We start from the raw sequence: 15,276 nt of genomic DNA on the forward strand, positions 1-15,276 counted from the left end.
CTCGGGAGAGGGCTGGGGTGAGGGTAGCTGGGCCCCGGGTTCCCACCGGAGCACCAGACTCGGACCTACTTCACGCCGCCCTGGGCCGTGTTGGCGACCTCCGAGGAGAACTCGAAGGAAGCAGTCGCGGTCCCGCCCTCCGTAACAGTCACCTCGGCCGTCCGCGTACCCAGCGTCTCGTGCCAGGCCTCGAGGGTATAGGTGCCCGCGGGCAGGTGCTCGATGGAGAAGGAGCCATCCGCGCCGGAGGTGGCGAAGTACGGATTCGGGTTCACCACCACCCAGGCAGCCATCCACGGGTGGATGTCGCACTTGAAGCGGATGACCTCGGCCTCGGCGGGCAGGTTGCGAGGCACTGCCTTGGCGTTGGGAGGCTGAGCCACGTTGAAGACGGTCTTCGAGCCAGTGAGCGCACGCGCGTTGTGCAGCGTGCCGTCGCTGTTCTTGATGAAGACTTGCTGACCAGCAGTCACGCCCTGCACGCGCGGGGTATAGGTGCACTTCTGCTGGTCAATGAGCGCAGGCTGCGCAGGGCGAGAGCGGGGCACCAGGCCACGCACACGCACGAGGACGTTGGCCAGCTTGCCCTCCGTCACCAGGACGGACTGGTCCTTCAGCGCCATGCCGTCGCAGGCGGGATCATCGCTCGGCTTGACGGCGGCCGGAGCAGGCGGAGTGCCCTTGAAGGTGACAGTGCCCTGGACGGTGCCACCACCGGTGACGGGCTGAGCGGGCTCGGCGGCGGGAGCCTCGGGCTTGGGCGCAGGAGCGGGGGCCTGGGCCACGGGTCCACGGGCGGCGGGAGGAGACTCCTCCTTCTGGCAGGCCGGCAGGGCGGCGAGCCCCACCACACCGAGCACCGCGACGCCCAGCGTACGCAGCTTCATGTGAACACTCCCTCGTGTCGCCAGCGCGTATCGGGTCGTGCACCGGCGGCCAGATGTAAAGGGTCCCTCGTAACAGAAGAGCGGACCCGGAATCCAACGGAAGAACAGCTATTCCCGCTATTCACGCCGACTGACGCTGAGCGCGGCGAGCCCCAGAAAAACGGTGGCGAAGGCGAACAGCACCGGCACCTCGAGGCCCGCGCCGGAGGAGGAGGTGCCCACCGCGAGCGAGGCCTCAGCGCCGTACAACGCGCGCCGCACGCCCTCCACGGAGAAGCGCATGGGGTTGAGACGCATGACCCAGGCCAGCAAAGGCCCGGCGCCCTTGAGGGGGAACATCGCACCGGAGAGCACCCACATGGGCAGCAGGACGATGCTCATCACCGCGTGGTAGCCGGCAGTGGAGCGCACCCACCAGGCCAGGGCGATGCCCATACCGGTGAGGCCCAGTGCGGAGAGCACCATCACCGTCACCAGCAGCGGCACATCCAGGGAAGCGACCGTCACCCCAGCCAGCGGGGCGAAGAGGAGGAAGAGCGAGGCCTGCAGCAGCGCGATGGCCGACGAGCCCAGTGCCTTGCCCAGCACCACCGACAGGCGAGAGCCGGGCCCAGCCAGCACTGACTGGAGGAAGCCCTCGCGCCGGTCCTCGATGACGGAGATGGTGGCGAAGATGGCGCTGAAGAGCACCACCATGGTGACGACACCCGGGTAGGAGAAGCGCTGGTAGTCCAGACCCTGAGCCCCCTCCACACGGAAGGAGCCGGCGAAGCCCGCGCCGATGACGAACCAGAAGAGGATGGGCTGGGCGAGCGCGCCCACAATCCGGCTGGGCTGACGGAAGAAGCGCACCACGTCGCGCATCAGCAGCACACGCACGGTGGCCCACTGCAGCGCGAGCGCCCCTGGAGCCCGCTCCTCCGTGGAGGAACGAGCAGCAGAGGACAGGGGCTCCACCCGGGTCGGCTCAGCTTCCGGCTCGCCGAGGACGTCGGGAGCGGGAACGGTGGTAGCGGGGGCGTTCATCGACGTCGACTCCTACGAGCGGGCTCGGCGGTGGGCTGGTCGGCCCCGAGCACGCGGCCGGTGAGTTGGAGGAACACGTCCGCGAGCGTGGGACGGCGCAGGGACACCGAGGCGAGCCGGCCGGCCGGGAAGGCCTCCACCAGCCGGGGCACCAGCGCATGCCCCTGCTCCACCTCTACCTGCACCCGCCCCTCCACTACGCGAGCCTCCAGACCCAGCCGCTGGCGCAGCTCAGCCGCCAGGGACTCAGGCTCTCGGGCTTCCAGGGTGAGGATGTCGCCCCCCACCCGCGAGGCCAGCGCCGCCGGGGTGTCGGTGGCCACCAGCCGGCCCGCGTCCAGCACTGCGAGCCGGTCGCACATCTCCGCCTCGTCGGCGCGGTGCGTGGTGAGCAGCACGGTAAGGCCCTCGGCGTCGCGCAAGGCACGCAGGTGGGACCAGAAAGTACGGAAGGACGCCTCGTCGAGCCCCTGGGTGGGCTCGTCCATGAGGACGATGCGCGGCTGGTGCACCAGGGCGCGTGCCAGCTCCAGGCGTCGGCGCATGCCACCGGACCAGGTGGAGACACGCTCGTCGCCGCGGTCCTGCAGACCAATGAGGCGGAGCATCTGCTCCACGCGCTCCTGGGCCCTCGTGCCCGTCAGCCCGTACAGCCGGGCACCGAGCAGCAGGTTCTCCCGCGCGCTCATCAGGTCATCCAGGCTGCTGCGCTGGAAGATGATGCCCATGCGCTGGCGCAGGGCGGGGTCGTGGAGCGACAGGGGCCGCCCCTCGAACAGCACGCGCCCGGCATCCAGAGCGAGCAGGCCGGCGAGAAGCTGGAAGGTGGTGGACTTGCCCGCCCCATTGGGGCCGAGCAGACCGACGATTTCGCCCGCCCCCACCGCGAGGCTGAGCCCATCGAGCGCCACCCGCGACTTGAAGCGGCGAGTGAGCCCGTCGAGCTGAAGAAGCGGCGCCACGGGGCGCGTGGTGGGAGAGAGGGCCGGGAGGGCCGGGGTCATCCTCGAATCAACCGTGTCCCCCGCTGTCGAGCATCAGCGCGGCGAAGAGGCCGGCCAGGTACAGCAGGCTGAACAGGAACGTCTGACGAGCCCAGGCCCTTCCCAACTGCCGGAAGTGCCCCATGGCCCCCAGCCCCAGGAAGGAGAGGCCCAGCACCACCGCGGCCGCCAGGTACCACCCTCCGGCGATGCGCAGCTGGAAGGGCAGCAGCGTCATGGGCACCAGGGCCACCAGGTAGAGGACAATCTGCAACCGGCTGGAGTCATCCCCGCGCTCCAGGGGCACGGTCTTGAGGCCGGCCGCCGCGTACTCGTCCTTGCGGAACAGGCCGATCGCGATGGTGTGCGGAATCTGCCACAGGAAGAGGATGGCGAAGAGGACGTAGCCGCCCGCGTCGATCTGCCCGGTGACGGACGTCCAGCCCATGAGCGGAGGCAGCGCGCCGGGCACCGCGCCCACCAGCATGGCGGCGGCGGTGCGCGCCTTGAGCGGCGTGTACGCGAGCACGTAGCTGAGCAGCGCCACCAGGCCCAGCCCCGCGGTGAGCAGGTTGGCGCCCAGGGCGAGCGCCGGCAGGGAGATGCCCGCCAGCAGCAGCCCGAAGGCCAGCGCCACTCCCGGCTCCATGCGCCCCGCGGGCAGCGGGCGGTTGCGGGTGCGCGCCATGAAGCGATCGCTGTGGCGCTCCCAGTAGCAGTTGAGCGCGTTGGCGGCGCCCACCGTGCCCGAGGTGGCCAGCAGCGTCACCAGGATGCGCGGCACCGTCAGCTCGCCGGGAGCGAGCCACATGCCTCCCGCGGTGGTGGCGATGACCAACCCGGACAGCCTCGGCTTGGTGAGGGACAGCAGATCCGAAGCGAAGCTCGACACACTCAAGGCACGCGCGCTCACAGCTGACTCCCCAAGGCGCGGCAGGCTTGCTGCTGACGCGGTTGGAGGCGGAGACGACTCCGCCCGGGGTGGAAAACGCCCCTCCCCTTACACAGAGGGGAGTCCCACTTCAAGCAAACGGGCGCGGGATTTTCGCCATCCCCGCGCCCGTCGATATCAGTGCCGCTTGTCGGAAGCGGCAGTCCGGCTCACAGCGCGTTGGCCTGCGCCACGAACTCGCCCTTGGGCTCGCGCTTGACGTACTCCTGCGCCAGCGCCTTGGCCTTCGCGGCCTGCTTCGGGTCCTTCTTGAGGAACGCCGCGTAGTAGTAATAGGCCGGGGCGTAGTTCTCGTCCGCGTTGAGGGCCTTCTGGTACGTCTCGTCGGCCTTGACGGGGTCGTTCTTGCCCTCGAAGACGCGCGCCAGCTCGAGCAGCGCGGTGGCCGCCCGGTCCGGCTGACCGATGAACTCGGTGCTCGCCTTCTCCAGCGTCTCCTGCGCCATCGTCCACTCGCCGCGCTCGCGGAAGATGGTGCCCATGGCCAGACGGGCCTCGGGGTTCTTCGCGTTCGGCTCCTTCACCGAGCGCTTGTACGCGTCGAGCGCCTCGTTGGGCTTGTTCTGCTTGCGGTACGCATTGCCCAGCATGGTGAGCAGCTTGGGGCTGTCACCCATGGTCTTGATGGCGGTCACCAGGGCCTCGGAGGCCTCCTTCTCGCCGCCCTGCTTGCCCATGAGGGCCTTGGACAGCTCCACGTAGAACTGGGCGCGCGTGGCGTCGATCTTGATGGCCTTGCGAATCTCCTCGGCGGCCTGGTCGTACTGGTTCTCCGAGAGCAGACGGCGGCCCTTGATGAGCGACAGCTCGGGGCTCTGCTTGTCCAGCGTGAAGCCCGTCTCCTCGGCCTTGATCATCTCCTGGCGCGCCTTGTCCTTCTCGGCGGGCACCGCGGTGGCCTCGGCGAGCTTGGCCTGCTCCTCGGGCTTGAGCTTCTCCATGGCCGCGGACACACGGGAGACGAGCAGCGAGCGCGCCAGGTTGGCCGCCGCGAGCTGGCGCGGCGACGGGGGCGGCTCGGCATCCAGCAGCTTCTTGATCATCACCGCGGCCAGCCCGAAGTTGGGCTCGTCCTGCTCCAGCATCAGCAGGGACTTGCCGAGCAGCGACTCGTGGTGGTCCTTCTCGTAGCGCAGCGCGAGATCGTAGTTCTTCCAGGCGATGGCGTCCTGGCCGAGCCGGCGGTACACGGCGCCGAGCGCGGCGTAGATGCGCGGGTCATCCGGAGACAGGCCCTGGGACTTCTCCAGGTTGTCCTTGGCGCGGTCCATGTCACCGGCGTTCATCTGGATGAGGCCGAGCGTGAGGTAGAGCAGCGAGCTGCGCTTGCCCTCGTCGTCGAACTTCTTGACGTGCCCCTCGAGCTCGGTGAGCGCGTCCTTGCCCTTGCCTCCGTACGTCTTGACGAGGGCCTCGGCGGCGTACAGATGCGAGCTGATCTCCCCGCTCTTCTTGGCGGAGGCCAGGTGCTCCTCGGCGCGCTTGCGGGCGTCGTCGCCGCCGCCGTGCTCACCCCAGCGGATGGCATAGGCGTAGGCCAGGTAGCCGTGGGCGGCGGTGGAGTTGTCGTCCACCTCGAGCGCCTTGTCGGCCGCCTCGCAGGCCTTCTTGTAGGAGGCGAACGAGTCGTGCTTGAGCTGCTCGGTGGCGGCGTCGAGCTGCTTCTTGATCTCCCGCTTGCGCGTCGCGGCCATGCGCCCCTGGACGAAGTAGCCGCCCAGGATGACGGGCACCAGGAGCACCAGCGCGAGCGTGATGTACTTGGAGATGCCGGAGCCCTTCTTGCGCGACTTGCGAGGCGCGTCGTCGTCATCGGTGTCGACGTCATCGTCCTCGTCGACGACCACCGGGCGACGGGCCGCGGTGCGCGCGGGCTGCTCGGTGCGGGCCTTGGGACGCGGAGCCTCCTCCTCGTCATCGGTGGCCACCGGACGCTTGCGGGCAGCAGGAGCCGGAGCGGGCTCAGCAGCCGGCGTGGCAGCCACGGGAGCCGGAGCGGCCACGGGCGCGGCCACAGGAGCGGGCGCGGCGGCCACGGGGGCCGGAGCCACCACGGGCGCGGCCACCGGAGCGGGCGGCTGCACCTGATACTGCTGCATCACCGCGAGCGTCTCGGCGTCGGCGGGATCCAGCGTGTGCGCCTTGAGGAGGTTGGCCTTGCCCTCCGCGGCATCGCCGGTCTTGAACTGAAGCGCACCGGCTGTGCGCAGCGAGACCTTGTCGGTGGGCTGAACCTGAAGCGCACCAAGCACCTCTTCCAAGGCCTTCTTGTCCTTGCCCTGCTCCGAGTACACGCGAGCAAGGATGAGGCGAGGCTCTGCGCGATCGGGGTGGGCCTTCACCCCTTTCTTGCAGACGACCATCGCCTCCATGAAGCGACCGGCGGCCAGATAGGCCTCGGCCAGGGGCTTGTAAGCGTCAGAGGAAGGGTCGGACGCGAACGCGTGCTCCAGCTTCGCAAGCTCGGCCGGGCTCAACGTCTTCGATGAGGGAGTAGACATTCCGATGGAGGCGCCTGAAGGAGGGGGTTCTTATGACACCCCGAGTTGCTGCGCGTCAATCGCGCAAGAAGCCCGGAAGATTCCCGGCTTGACACCTGGAATAGGGTCTTGTATCTGCCCGTTCGTCTTTCGGCGGCGGGAAAAAAGCCCGGCCGTTGGGGCACATAGTGGTTGCGGGGGTGTAGCTCAGTTGGGAGAGCGTCGCGTTCGCAATGCGAAGGTCGTCGGTTCGATCCCGTCCACCTCCACCATGCAACAGAGAAGGGCCTCACTGGAAACAGTGAGGCCCTTTTCATTTGGGCTACGAGTGAATTGAAAAGCTCCAGGGGTCTGTTATCCGGAGCCGATGACCGACCAGCCTTCGCTCTCGTTCTTCGCTCGCTTCTGGCTCGCGTTCGTGTGCTTCTGGCGGATCTGGTTCGACCAGGCGTTCGCCCAGGCCGTACTGCCCGTGCGTGAGGCCGACAAGGCCAGCAAGCTGCCGTCTGGAGTCCCGCCCTCCGAGCTGCCAGCCGGGCCAACCGAACAAAAGCCTCCGGAAAAAAAGGAGCCGGTTGCCGCGCTGCCCCCCGAGCGGGAGCACGCCCCGGCCCTCCAGATCCTCGCCATGTTGCAGCGCGAGGGGCGCTTCATCGACTTCCTCCAGGAGGACGTGGCGGCCTTCCCGGACGCGGACGTGGGGGTTGCGGCCCGTATCGTCCACGAGGGGTGCCGCAAGGTGCTGCGCCAGTACCTCACCCTGGAGCCGGTTCTGCCCCAGTCAGAGGGCGACCGGGTGAACGTGCCCGCGGGCTTCGACGCCCAGCGCACCCGCCTCACCGGCAACGTGGCCGGCCAGCCTCCTTATACGGGGGTGCTCAAGCACCGCGGGTGGGTCACCACGGCCGTGAAATTCCCGACCACCAGTCCGGCGATGGATCCCCGGGTGCTCGCGCCCGCTGAAGTCGAGCTGCCCTGACACCAGATTTGAGCCCATATGGCCCGATACGCGATTGGAATCGATCTCGGCACCACGCACTCCGCGGTCTCCTACTTCAACCTGGAGGAGGCGAAGACACGCGGCGCGGCGCAGTCGATGCTGCCCATCCCGCAGCTGACAGCGCCGGGTACGGTGGAAGCCCGGACGCTCTTGCCCTCGTTCCTCTACCTGCCCAGCGGCCAGGAGTTCCCTCAGGGGAGCCTGGCGCTGCCGTGGAACCCGGCGGCCAGCAGCATCACCGGTGAGTTCGCCCGCACGCATGGCGCCAAGGTGCCCACGCGGCTGGTGTCCTCGGCGAAGAGCTGGCTGAGCCACCCCGGCGTGGACCGGCGCGCCGCGCTGCTCCCCTGGCAGGCCCCCGAGGAGGTGCAGCGCGTCTCCCCGGTGGAGGCCTCCACGCGCTACCTGCGCCACCTGCGCGAGGCGTGGGACCACACCTTCGCCCGAGCGAAGGAGGACGCCGGCAACGCCATGGCCGCGCAGGACGTCATCATCACCGTCCCGGCCTCGTTCGACGCCGCCGCGCGCGACCTGACGCTCGAGGCCGCTCGGGCGGCGGGCCTGGAGAACATCATCCTCCTGGAGGAGCCGCAGGCGGCGCTCTACGCCTGGCTGGAGGCGCAGGGGGAAACCTTCCGCAAGCGGGTGAAGGTGGGCGAGGTCATCCTCGTGGTGGACGTGGGCGGTGGCACCGCGGACTTCTCGCTCATCGCCGTGCGCGATCGCGGGGGCGACGTGGAGCTCACCCGCGTGGCCGTGGGTGACCACATCCTCCTGGGCGGCGACAACATGGACCTGGCGCTGGCGCACACGCTCAACCAGCGCCTCACCGCCGAGGGCAAGAAGCTGGACGCCTGGCAGTTCAACGCCCTCACCCATGGCTGCCGCATGGCCAAAGAGGCGATGTACGCCGACCCCTCCATGGCCAAGGCCCCCATCGCGATTCCGGGCCGCGGCTCGTCGCTCATCGGCGGCACGCTGCGCACGGAGCTGGCCCGCGAGGACCTGGACCGCGTCCTCACCGATGGCTTCTTCCCGCCCTCCCCTGTCTCGGAGCTGCCACGCGTGGCCCGGCGCACCGGCCTCGCGCAGATGGCGCTGCCGTACGCGCAGGACCCGGCGGTGACGAAGCACCTGGCCGCCTTCCTCACCCGGCAGGCACAGGCGCTGGCCAACTCCCCGGACTCACCCGTGGACGTGGGCGGCAAGGCCTTCATCCACCCCACCGCCGTGCTCTTCAACGGCGGCGTCTTCAAGGCGGGCCCGCTCAAGGCCCGGGTGATGGAGGTGCTCAACACGTGGCTCACCGCGGATGGCGGCCAGCCGGCCCAGGAGCTGGCGGGTGCGGACCTGGACCTGTCCGTGGCGCGCGGCGCGGCCTATTACGGCTGGGTGCGGCAGGGCCACGGCCTGCGAATCCGCGGCGGCACGGCTCGCGCCTATTACGTGGGCGTGGAGACGGCCATGCCCGCAGTGCCTGGCATGGAGCCCCCGGTGAAGGCCCTGTGCGTGGCCCCCTTCGGCATGGAGGAGGGCACCCAGGCGGACGTGCCTCCACAGGAGTTCGGCCTCGTTACTGGTGAGCCCACCAGCTTCCGGTTCTTCGCCTCGTCCGTGCGGCGCGACGACAAGGTCGGCACCATGGTGGACGACGTGGAGGGCAACGATGAGTTCGAGGAGCTCGCCCCCATCGAGACGACGCTCCCGGGCAAGCCCACGCCGTATGGGGATCTCACCCCCGTCAACCTCCAGGCCGCCGTCACCGAGGTGGGCACGCTGGAGCTGCGGTGCCTGCAGAAGGACGGCCCTGGCAAGTGGAAGCTGGAGCTCAACGTCCGCATGAAGGAGTAGAAGGAGCCCCGCGCGGCCAGGGAGGGCCGCACGCACGCCTATGCACATCGTCGGCATCGACCTCGGAACCACGCACTGCGCCGTTGCCTCGGTGGACCCCGCGAAGGGCCCCACCGCTCCCGTGGAGGACTTCCCCGTCCCCCAACTGGTGCGCCAGGGCGAGGTGAGCCCGCGGCCTCTGCTGCCTTCGTGCGTCTACGTGCCCGCCGGGCATGAGCTCGCCGCCGGGTCGCTCCGCCTGCCCTGGGGCGAGGGCGGCTCGCAGGTGGTGGGGGAGCTCGCCCGTTGGCAGGGGGCTCGGGTGCCGGGCCGGGTGGTGACGTCCGCGAAGAGCTGGCTGTGCCACCCGGGTGTGGACCGCTCGGCCCCCATTCTTCCCTGGGGCGCTCCGGCGGACGTGGCGAAGCTGTCCCCGGTGGAGGCGAGCGCCCTGCTCCTCCAGCACATGGCCCAGGCGTGGAACCACGCCCACCCCGAGTCCCCGCTGGCGCAGCAGGAGGTGGTCATCACCGTGCCCGCCTCCTTCGACGAGGCGGCCCGAGCCCTCACGGTGAGCGCCGCGCGCAAGGCAGGCTTGGAGAAGTTCACCCTCCTGGAGGAGCCGCAGGCGGCCTTCTACGACTACACCGCGCGCCACCGGAAGGACCTGGCGCAGTCGCTGGAGGGCGTGCGGCTGGTGCTGGTGGTGGACGTAGGCGGAGGCACCACGGACTTCACCCTGGTGCACGCGGGCGTGTCCCCCGAAGGCCCCATGCTGCGGCGGCTCGCGGTGGGTGAGCACCTCATGCTCGGCGGCGACAACATGGACGCCGCGCTCGCCAAGCGCGTGGAGGAGAAGCTCTTCCCGGACGGCAACCGGAGACTGTCCGCCACCCAGTGGACGCAGGCCATCCAGGCGGCGCGTACCGCCAAGGAGGCCCTGCTGGGCAACAACCCCCCCGAGCGCTATGGCGTCTCGCTCGTCTCCGAAGGCAGTCGGCTGCTGGGCGGCTCACTGTCCACGGAGCTCACGCGCGAGGAGGCGGAGAGCCTCGTCATGGACGGCTTCTTCCCGCGCGCGGGCACGCAGGAGCGTCCGCGTCGGGTGTCGCGCATGGCACTACAGGAGCTGGGACTGCCGTACGCGCAGGACGCGGCCATCACCCGGCACCTGGCTGCCTTCCTCGCGCAGCATGCGGCGGCAGGCTTCGCGGCGCTGGGAGAGACGGCGCCCGCGGAGGGTGCCCTGCCCCGCCCTGATGCCATCCTGCTCAATGGGGGTGTCTTCAACTCACCCCAGCTCTCCGCGCGGCTGGTGGAGGCAGTGAGCGCGTGGTGGCCGGGGGCTCCGCGCATCCGGCTGCTGAAGCACGAGTCACTGGAATTGGCGGTGGCGCGGGGCGCGGCCTACTACGGGCTGGTGCGGCGCGGGCACGGCCTGAAGATTGGAGGCGGCGCGGCCCGTGCGTACTACGTGGCCCTGCAGCGCCCGGCGGACAGCACGGAGCAGCCGGTGCTGTGCCTCATCCCCCGCGGCTTCGAGGAGGGCAACCAGGTCGACATCGGCGAGCGCTCCTTCACGCTCACGCTGGGGAGGCCGGTGCAGTTCACGCTGTACTCCACCACGAGCGACCGCATCGACAAACCGGGCGACGTGGTGATGCTGTCGGAGGATCTGAAGCCGCTGCCGCCCATCCACACGGTGCTCAAGGGCGCCGCGGGGAAAACAGCGGAAGTGCCAGTGCACCTGCAGGCGGGGCTGACGGAGATTGGCACGCTGGAGCTGTTCGCCGTATCGAACGTGGCGGACGAGCGCTGGCGCCTGGAGTTCGAGCTGCGAGGCACGGGCGGCGAGCGCGAGCTGACCGTCACCGAGTCCATGCCCGCGCGCTTCGCCGAGGCGAAGGAGAACGCCGAGCGGGTGTACGGCAACAAGCCGCTGCCCATTGGCCCCAAGGACGTGAAGCAGCTGTCGCGCACGCTGGAGAAGGTGCTGGGCCCGCGCGAGACGTGGCGGGTGCCGGTGCTGCGCGAGCTGTGGAGCACCATGTTCGCGGGAGCGTCCAAGCGGCGGCGCACGGCGGACCACGAGCGCGTCTTCTACAGCCTGACGGGCTACACGCTGCGGCCGGGCTTCGGCTATCCGCTGGACCACTGGCGGTCGGAGCAGACGTTCACGCTGTTCGAGCCGCTGGTGCAGCACCACACAGAAAAGTCGGTGTGGATTGAGTTCTGGGTGATGTGGCGGCGCATCGCAGGCGGACTGAGCGAGGCGCAGCAGCGGAAGCTGTACGACTACCTGAAGCCGCACCTGGCGAGGAAAGTGCCACTGGACGCGCAACAACCTCCGAGCAAGCTCAAGGGCATCCAGCCCGAGGGCCTGGACGAGATGGTGCGCACGGCGGCGTCGTTGGAGCACCTGGAGCCAGGGGACAAGGCGGAGCTGGGCGGGTGGGTGGCGGCGCGGCTGAAGGCGGAGAACAAGAGCGGCGGCCCCTGGGCGTGGGCGCTCGGGCGGCTGGGAGCACGGGTGCCGCTGTACGGCAGCAGCCACAAGGTGGTGGACGTGGAGGTAGCGGAGGCCTGGCTGTCGCTGCTGCTGGAGCTGGACCTCAAGCGCATCGACGGGGCGCCGTTCGCGGCGGCGCAGCTCGCGCGACTCACGGGGGACCGAATGCGCGACATCAGCCCCGAGCTGCGAGCAAAAACAGCTCAGGCGCTACGCGCGGCAAAAGCGGCGGACACGTGGGTGCAGATGGTGACGGAGGTCGTGGCGCTCGAAGCGGAGGATGAAGCGCGAGCCCTCGGCGACACGCTGCCCGCGGGCCTGCGCCTGTAACCCCTCACCGTTCCAACTTCCCCAACACCCCCAACTTCCCCTCTCCCCTCGGGAGAGGGACGGGGTGAGGGTATCCGCCTCCCAGGTTGGCCCCGAGCATCCCCCGTGCAAGCACCTCAAGGAGGAGGCTGTGTGGGGAGCTTCTCAAGCCACCCCGAGCGCTGGAGCCACAACATCAGCGTGAAGCTGATCGTATTCAGCGCGGCGTGGGCCAGCATCACGGAGGGCAGACGGAAGCGGCGGATGAACACGAAGCCAAAGTAGGCCCCGAGCACGGAGATCTGCACGACGGCGAGGGAGCCTTCGTACACGTGCCCCACTCCGAAGATCGCGGCCGAGAGCAGCACCGCGGCGGACCAGTTCCCCAGGAGCACCTTCATCCGCGGGATGAGGAAGCCCCGGAAGGTGAGCTCCTCGAAGCTCGCCACGAGCACCATCGCCGCGGCGAAGACCGGCACGCTGAGTCCCAACTCCACGAGCCCGGTGGCCATCTCCTTGCGCGCGAGCAGCTCTTTCCCAGTGAGGTTCAAGAGCTTGCCAATGACAGCGATGGGAATTGAGGCAACGATATTGGCGGCGTACGCACCCAGGAGGACGGGAAAGGCAATGAGGAGCTCGCGCCCCAGCCCTGCGCGAACGAGCCCCAGCTGAGCCGGTCCCTGCCCGTCTCTCCAGAGAAGCAGTCCCACGAGGATGCACACGCCAATCGCACGGAGGCACAGCCACAGCATCGAGTCGGACTTGTTGAAGGGCCCGGCATTCCGCGCGGGCCCGACGGCCACCGTCACCTCGCGCGTCTCGCCCTTCCGCTCCACGGTGAAGCGCAGCTCGGTGCTGGCCCCTCCTCCCGCCTCCCGGATGCGCTCCTGGAACTCCACCTCGGGGTCCGAGGAGGACAGCGGCTTGCCATCCACCGCGAGGATGCGGTCTCCCACCTCCAGACGCCCATCCGCCGGAAGCCCCGGCGCCACATGGTTAAGCTCGACGACCTTTCGAGCCGCTTGCCCCTCCCCCTCCACGGAGACGCTCGTGTGCCGCACTCCAAGACGGGGGGGCGGCACGAACGCATCTCCTCCGAACCAGCCCACCGCCGAGGAAGCACCAAGCGCCAACCCGAAGAGCAGCACACAGCCGACGGCACGGAGCCTCTGGCCCGAACGCCAGTCCGTCCAGGGACGTAGGAGCAGGAGCCCCCAGGCGGCCAGGAGGAGGGTGACCACGAGGCGCGGTACCATTCCGAGCACGGCGAGGTTCCCCGGAATGAACACGGTGACGAGCACGAGCGCTGCTTCGGCCAGCGCCCGCGGGCGCGAAGGTGCGTTCTCGAGGAGCTGATCGGCGTTGGACACGCTCGCACTCTAGAATGCCTCGGAGTGGGAGTCCCGCGAGGAGCCACGATGAAAGACACGGACGCAGTTGCCGAAAGGCTGCCCGAGGGGTTCCTGGAGAAGTTGCTCACGGAGGTCCACGCGAAGGGCGCAACCCATCTCCACATCGAGCCCGAGGAGACAGGGCTCCGGGTGCGGTACCGGGTCGACGGGAAGCTACGGCCCGGGGAACCCCTCCCCCGAGAGCTGCACGCGCCCCTGCTCGCGTACGTCAAGGGAATGTCCGCCCTGGACCCGAACGAGCAGCGGCTGCCCCAGTCGGGGCTCTTCTACCTGCGCACCGCCTCCATCCAGCTCCAGTGCCAGGTGGAGACCATCCCGGGCATCCTCGGGGAGAAGCTCAGCCTGTGGCTGCGGGATACCTCTCGCCGCGTGGAGCTGCCGCTCGCCGGGCTGGGGATGTCACGGGAGCAGCTCGGACACCTGCACGCGGCGCTGCGGCAGCGCAGCGGGCTCATCGTCTTCACCGGCCCCATGTGGAGCGGCAGGAACACGACGGCCTACTCGAGCATCCTCGAGCTGGCACCCGAGGGCCGCAGCATCGCGTCCATCGAGGAGTACGTGCGTGGGCGCCTCCCCAAGGTCCACCAGCTCGAGTTGAAGGAGGCCATCGGCCTCAACTACGCCGCCGCCCTGCGCTCCATCCTGCGGAGTGACCACGACGTCATCTACCTGCGCGAGGTGGTGGACATGGAGACGCTGGACCTGAGCCTGCGCGCCGTGCTCTCCCAGAACCGGCTGCTGCTGACGACGCTCCACACCCAGGATGCGGCCTCGGTCGTGACACGGATGGAGGACATGGGCATCGAGCCGTGGCTCATCATCCGCGCGCTCCGGCTCGTGCAGGCGCAGCGGCTGCTCCGCCGCCTGTGCCCCCACTGCCGCCGCGAAGTCAAAGCCGATGCCTCGGTGCTCGCCTCCGCCGGGCTCTCACCCCGAAGTCCCCTCCCCCCTACCCTCTACGCGCCCTACGGGTGTGAGCATTGCGAGGGGCTCGGCTACACCGGCCGCGTCCTCGTTTGCGAGACGCTGCCTCTCACCCCGACGCTCCAGGACCTCGTGCTCGCGAGGGCCTCCGCACGAGACCTCAAGGAAGCAGCGATCCGCGAGGGCCTGAAGACCTTGAGGGTCTCCGGCCTGGAACGGGCGTGCGAGGGCCTGACCAGCCTCGATGAAGTCCTGCTGGGAACGCCACCGGACCGGAGCTGAAGGCAAGGAGCACGAATGCCCCTCACCCTGCCCGCTGGGTAGATCCCTCCATCCAGGGTCGAAGCGAAGTGCTCCGCCCCTCGGAGGGACACGTTCCAGTGGATCAGCTCAGCCCTGCGAGGCCGCGACGGCGACCGGAGCTTCGTCCTCGGCCACGGCAGCGGCCGGCACCACCTGGAGGTTGGGCGCGACAGCCGCGGGAGCCTCGGCCACGACGTCCATCGTCTCGGTGGCCTTGTCCTCCTTGGGCTTGCGCGTCCCGGCACCCGAGCGGCAAGTGCGGCACCAGGGCTGATTGCGGATGGCTCCATCCGCCATCTTGCGCAGACCGAACTGCGCGAGCGGCTTGAGCGTGCGGCACTTGAGGCACATCAGCGAAATGAGCACCTCGTGCCCTTCGGCATCGTAGACCGCCGACTTGCGCCGCTTGCGCGGCTGCCCCGGCTCGCGCGCCGTCTTGGCCTCCTTCGAGGCCGGTGGCGGCATCATCGGGGTAACCTTGTAAAGCATGTGCGTCCCTCCCTGCCGGCGGGCCACGTTCCGGAGCCTCATTGGGCTCCTCGGATCACGGCGCGCCTCCCCTAGACTAAGGAGGAAAACGGTCGTTGGAAACTGATCCCAAGCCGATTTTTCGGCCCGGAATGAGATCCGCCCGGATCTCAGCCACTTGCGTGTGCTCCCG

The 15,276-nt window shown here is 69.3% G+C and carries 11 protein-coding genes and 1 tRNA gene; 5 read left to right on the forward strand and 7 right to left on the reverse strand.

Translation table 11 applies throughout. The features are described 5' to 3' along the window. Positions 1-65: 65 nt before the first annotated feature. The 5 genes from OV287_RS38640 to OV287_RS38660 form a co-directional block, all read right to left on the reverse strand. Positions 66-887 (reverse strand): carboxypeptidase regulatory-like domain-containing protein, encoded by an 822-nt coding sequence (locus tag OV287_RS38640; protein ID WP_267539056.1) that lies wholly within the window; start codon positions 885-887, stop codon positions 66-68. 117 nt (positions 888-1,004) lie between these two features. Next, positions 1,005-1,913 carry an ABC transporter permease gene (locus OV287_RS38645; RefSeq protein WP_267539057.1) on the reverse strand — a complete coding sequence of 303 codons (909 nt, stop codon included), beginning with the start codon at positions 1,911-1,913 and terminating at the stop codon, positions 1,005-1,007. After that, positions 1,910-2,917 carry an ABC transporter ATP-binding protein gene (locus OV287_RS38650; protein WP_267539058.1) on the reverse strand — a complete coding sequence of 336 codons (1,008 nt, stop codon included), beginning with the start codon at positions 2,915-2,917 and terminating at the stop codon, positions 1,910-1,912. The genes OV287_RS38645 and OV287_RS38650 overlap by 4 nt, the downstream gene beginning before the upstream one ends. Before the next feature lie 7 nt (positions 2,918-2,924). Beyond that, the gene (cyoE, locus tag OV287_RS38655) at positions 2,925-3,809 is read right to left on the reverse strand and encodes a heme o synthase (protein WP_267539059.1); all 885 of its coding nucleotides are present in this window, start codon (positions 3,807-3,809) and stop codon (positions 2,925-2,927) included. Between the two features lie 188 nt (positions 3,810-3,997). Then, positions 3,998-6,349: a tetratricopeptide repeat protein gene (locus tag OV287_RS38660; protein WP_267539060.1), complete on the reverse strand. Its 2,352-nt coding sequence runs from the start codon at positions 6,347-6,349 to the stop codon at positions 3,998-4,000. Positions 6,350-6,524: 175 nt separating this feature from the next. On the opposite strand from OV287_RS38660, the gene OV287_RS38665 reads away from it, so the two are divergent. The 4 genes from OV287_RS38665 (at position 6,525) to OV287_RS38680 (ending at position 11,997) form a co-directional block, all read left to right on the forward strand. Then, positions 6,525-6,600, forward strand: a tRNA-Ala gene (locus tag OV287_RS38665). A 95-nt stretch (positions 6,601-6,695) separates the two neighbouring features. Then, positions 6,696-7,307, forward strand: a complete 612-nt coding sequence (locus tag OV287_RS38670; protein WP_267539061.1) for a DUF2760 domain-containing protein — start codon at positions 6,696-6,698, stop codon at positions 7,305-7,307. A gap of 18 nt (positions 7,308-7,325) precedes the next feature. Further along, positions 7,326-9,179, forward strand: a complete 1,854-nt coding sequence (locus OV287_RS38675) for an Hsp70 family protein (RefSeq protein WP_267539062.1) — start codon at positions 7,326-7,328, stop codon at positions 9,177-9,179. Between the two features lie 40 nt (positions 9,180-9,219). Further along, entirely contained in the window at positions 9,220-11,997 is a 2,778-nt protein-coding gene (locus OV287_RS38680) for an Hsp70 family protein (RefSeq protein ID WP_267539063.1), read from the forward strand. A gap of 116 nt (positions 11,998-12,113) precedes the next feature. Here OV287_RS38680 and OV287_RS38685 read toward each other — a convergent pair whose 3' ends face one another. Next, positions 12,114-13,346, reverse strand: coding sequence for a CPBP family glutamic-type intramembrane protease (locus OV287_RS38685; protein ID WP_267539064.1), 1,233 nt, complete (start codon positions 13,344-13,346; stop codon positions 12,114-12,116). A gap of 48 nt (positions 13,347-13,394) precedes the next feature. Here OV287_RS38685 and OV287_RS38690 point away from each other — a divergent pair, with 48 nt between their 5' ends. Then, complete coding sequence (locus tag OV287_RS38690) at positions 13,395-14,594, forward strand: GspE/PulE family protein (protein ID WP_267539065.1); 1,200 nt, start codon at positions 13,395-13,397, stop codon at positions 14,592-14,594. 108 nt (positions 14,595-14,702) lie between these two features. On the opposite strand, the gene OV287_RS38695 is transcribed toward OV287_RS38690, so the two are convergent. Then, positions 14,703-15,104 carry a hypothetical protein gene (locus OV287_RS38695; RefSeq protein WP_267539066.1) on the reverse strand — a complete coding sequence of 134 codons (402 nt, stop codon included), beginning with the start codon at positions 15,102-15,104 and terminating at the stop codon, positions 14,703-14,705. Positions 15,105-15,276: the final 172 nt, after the last annotated feature.

This window comes from Archangium lansingense (genome assembly GCF_026626635.1).
Lineage (GTDB): Bacteria > Myxococcota > Myxococcia > Myxococcales > Myxococcaceae > Archangium > Archangium lansingense.

Excerpts from the sequence above, each read along its gene's own strand:
- OV287_RS38695 (WP_267539066.1), bottom strand. The coding sequence starts at position 15,104 with ATGCTTTACAAGGTTACCCCGATGATGCCGCCACCGGCCTCGAAGGAG.
- OV287_RS38660 (WP_267539060.1), bottom strand. The coding sequence starts at position 6,349 with ATGTCTACTCCCTCATCGAAGACGTTGAGCCCGGCCGAGCTTGCGAAG.
- OV287_RS38650 (WP_267539058.1), bottom strand. The coding sequence starts at position 2,917 with ATGACCCCGGCCCTCCCGGCCCTCTCTCCCACCACGCGCCCCGTGGCG.
- OV287_RS38645 (WP_267539057.1), bottom strand. The coding sequence starts at position 1,913 with ATGAACGCCCCCGCTACCACCGTTCCCGCTCCCGACGTCCTCGGCGAG.
- OV287_RS38675 (WP_267539062.1), top strand. The coding sequence starts at position 7,326 with ATGGCCCGATACGCGATTGGAATCGATCTCGGCACCACGCACTCCGCG.
- OV287_RS38690 (WP_267539065.1), top strand. The coding sequence starts at position 13,395 with ATGAAAGACACGGACGCAGTTGCCGAAAGGCTGCCCGAGGGGTTCCTG.
- OV287_RS38670 (WP_267539061.1), top strand. The coding sequence starts at position 6,696 with ATGACCGACCAGCCTTCGCTCTCGTTCTTCGCTCGCTTCTGGCTCGCG.
- OV287_RS38680 (WP_267539063.1), top strand. The coding sequence starts at position 9,220 with ATGCACATCGTCGGCATCGACCTCGGAACCACGCACTGCGCCGTTGCC.
- OV287_RS38640 (WP_267539056.1), bottom strand. The coding sequence starts at position 887 with ATGAAGCTGCGTACGCTGGGCGTCGCGGTGCTCGGTGTGGTGGGGCTC.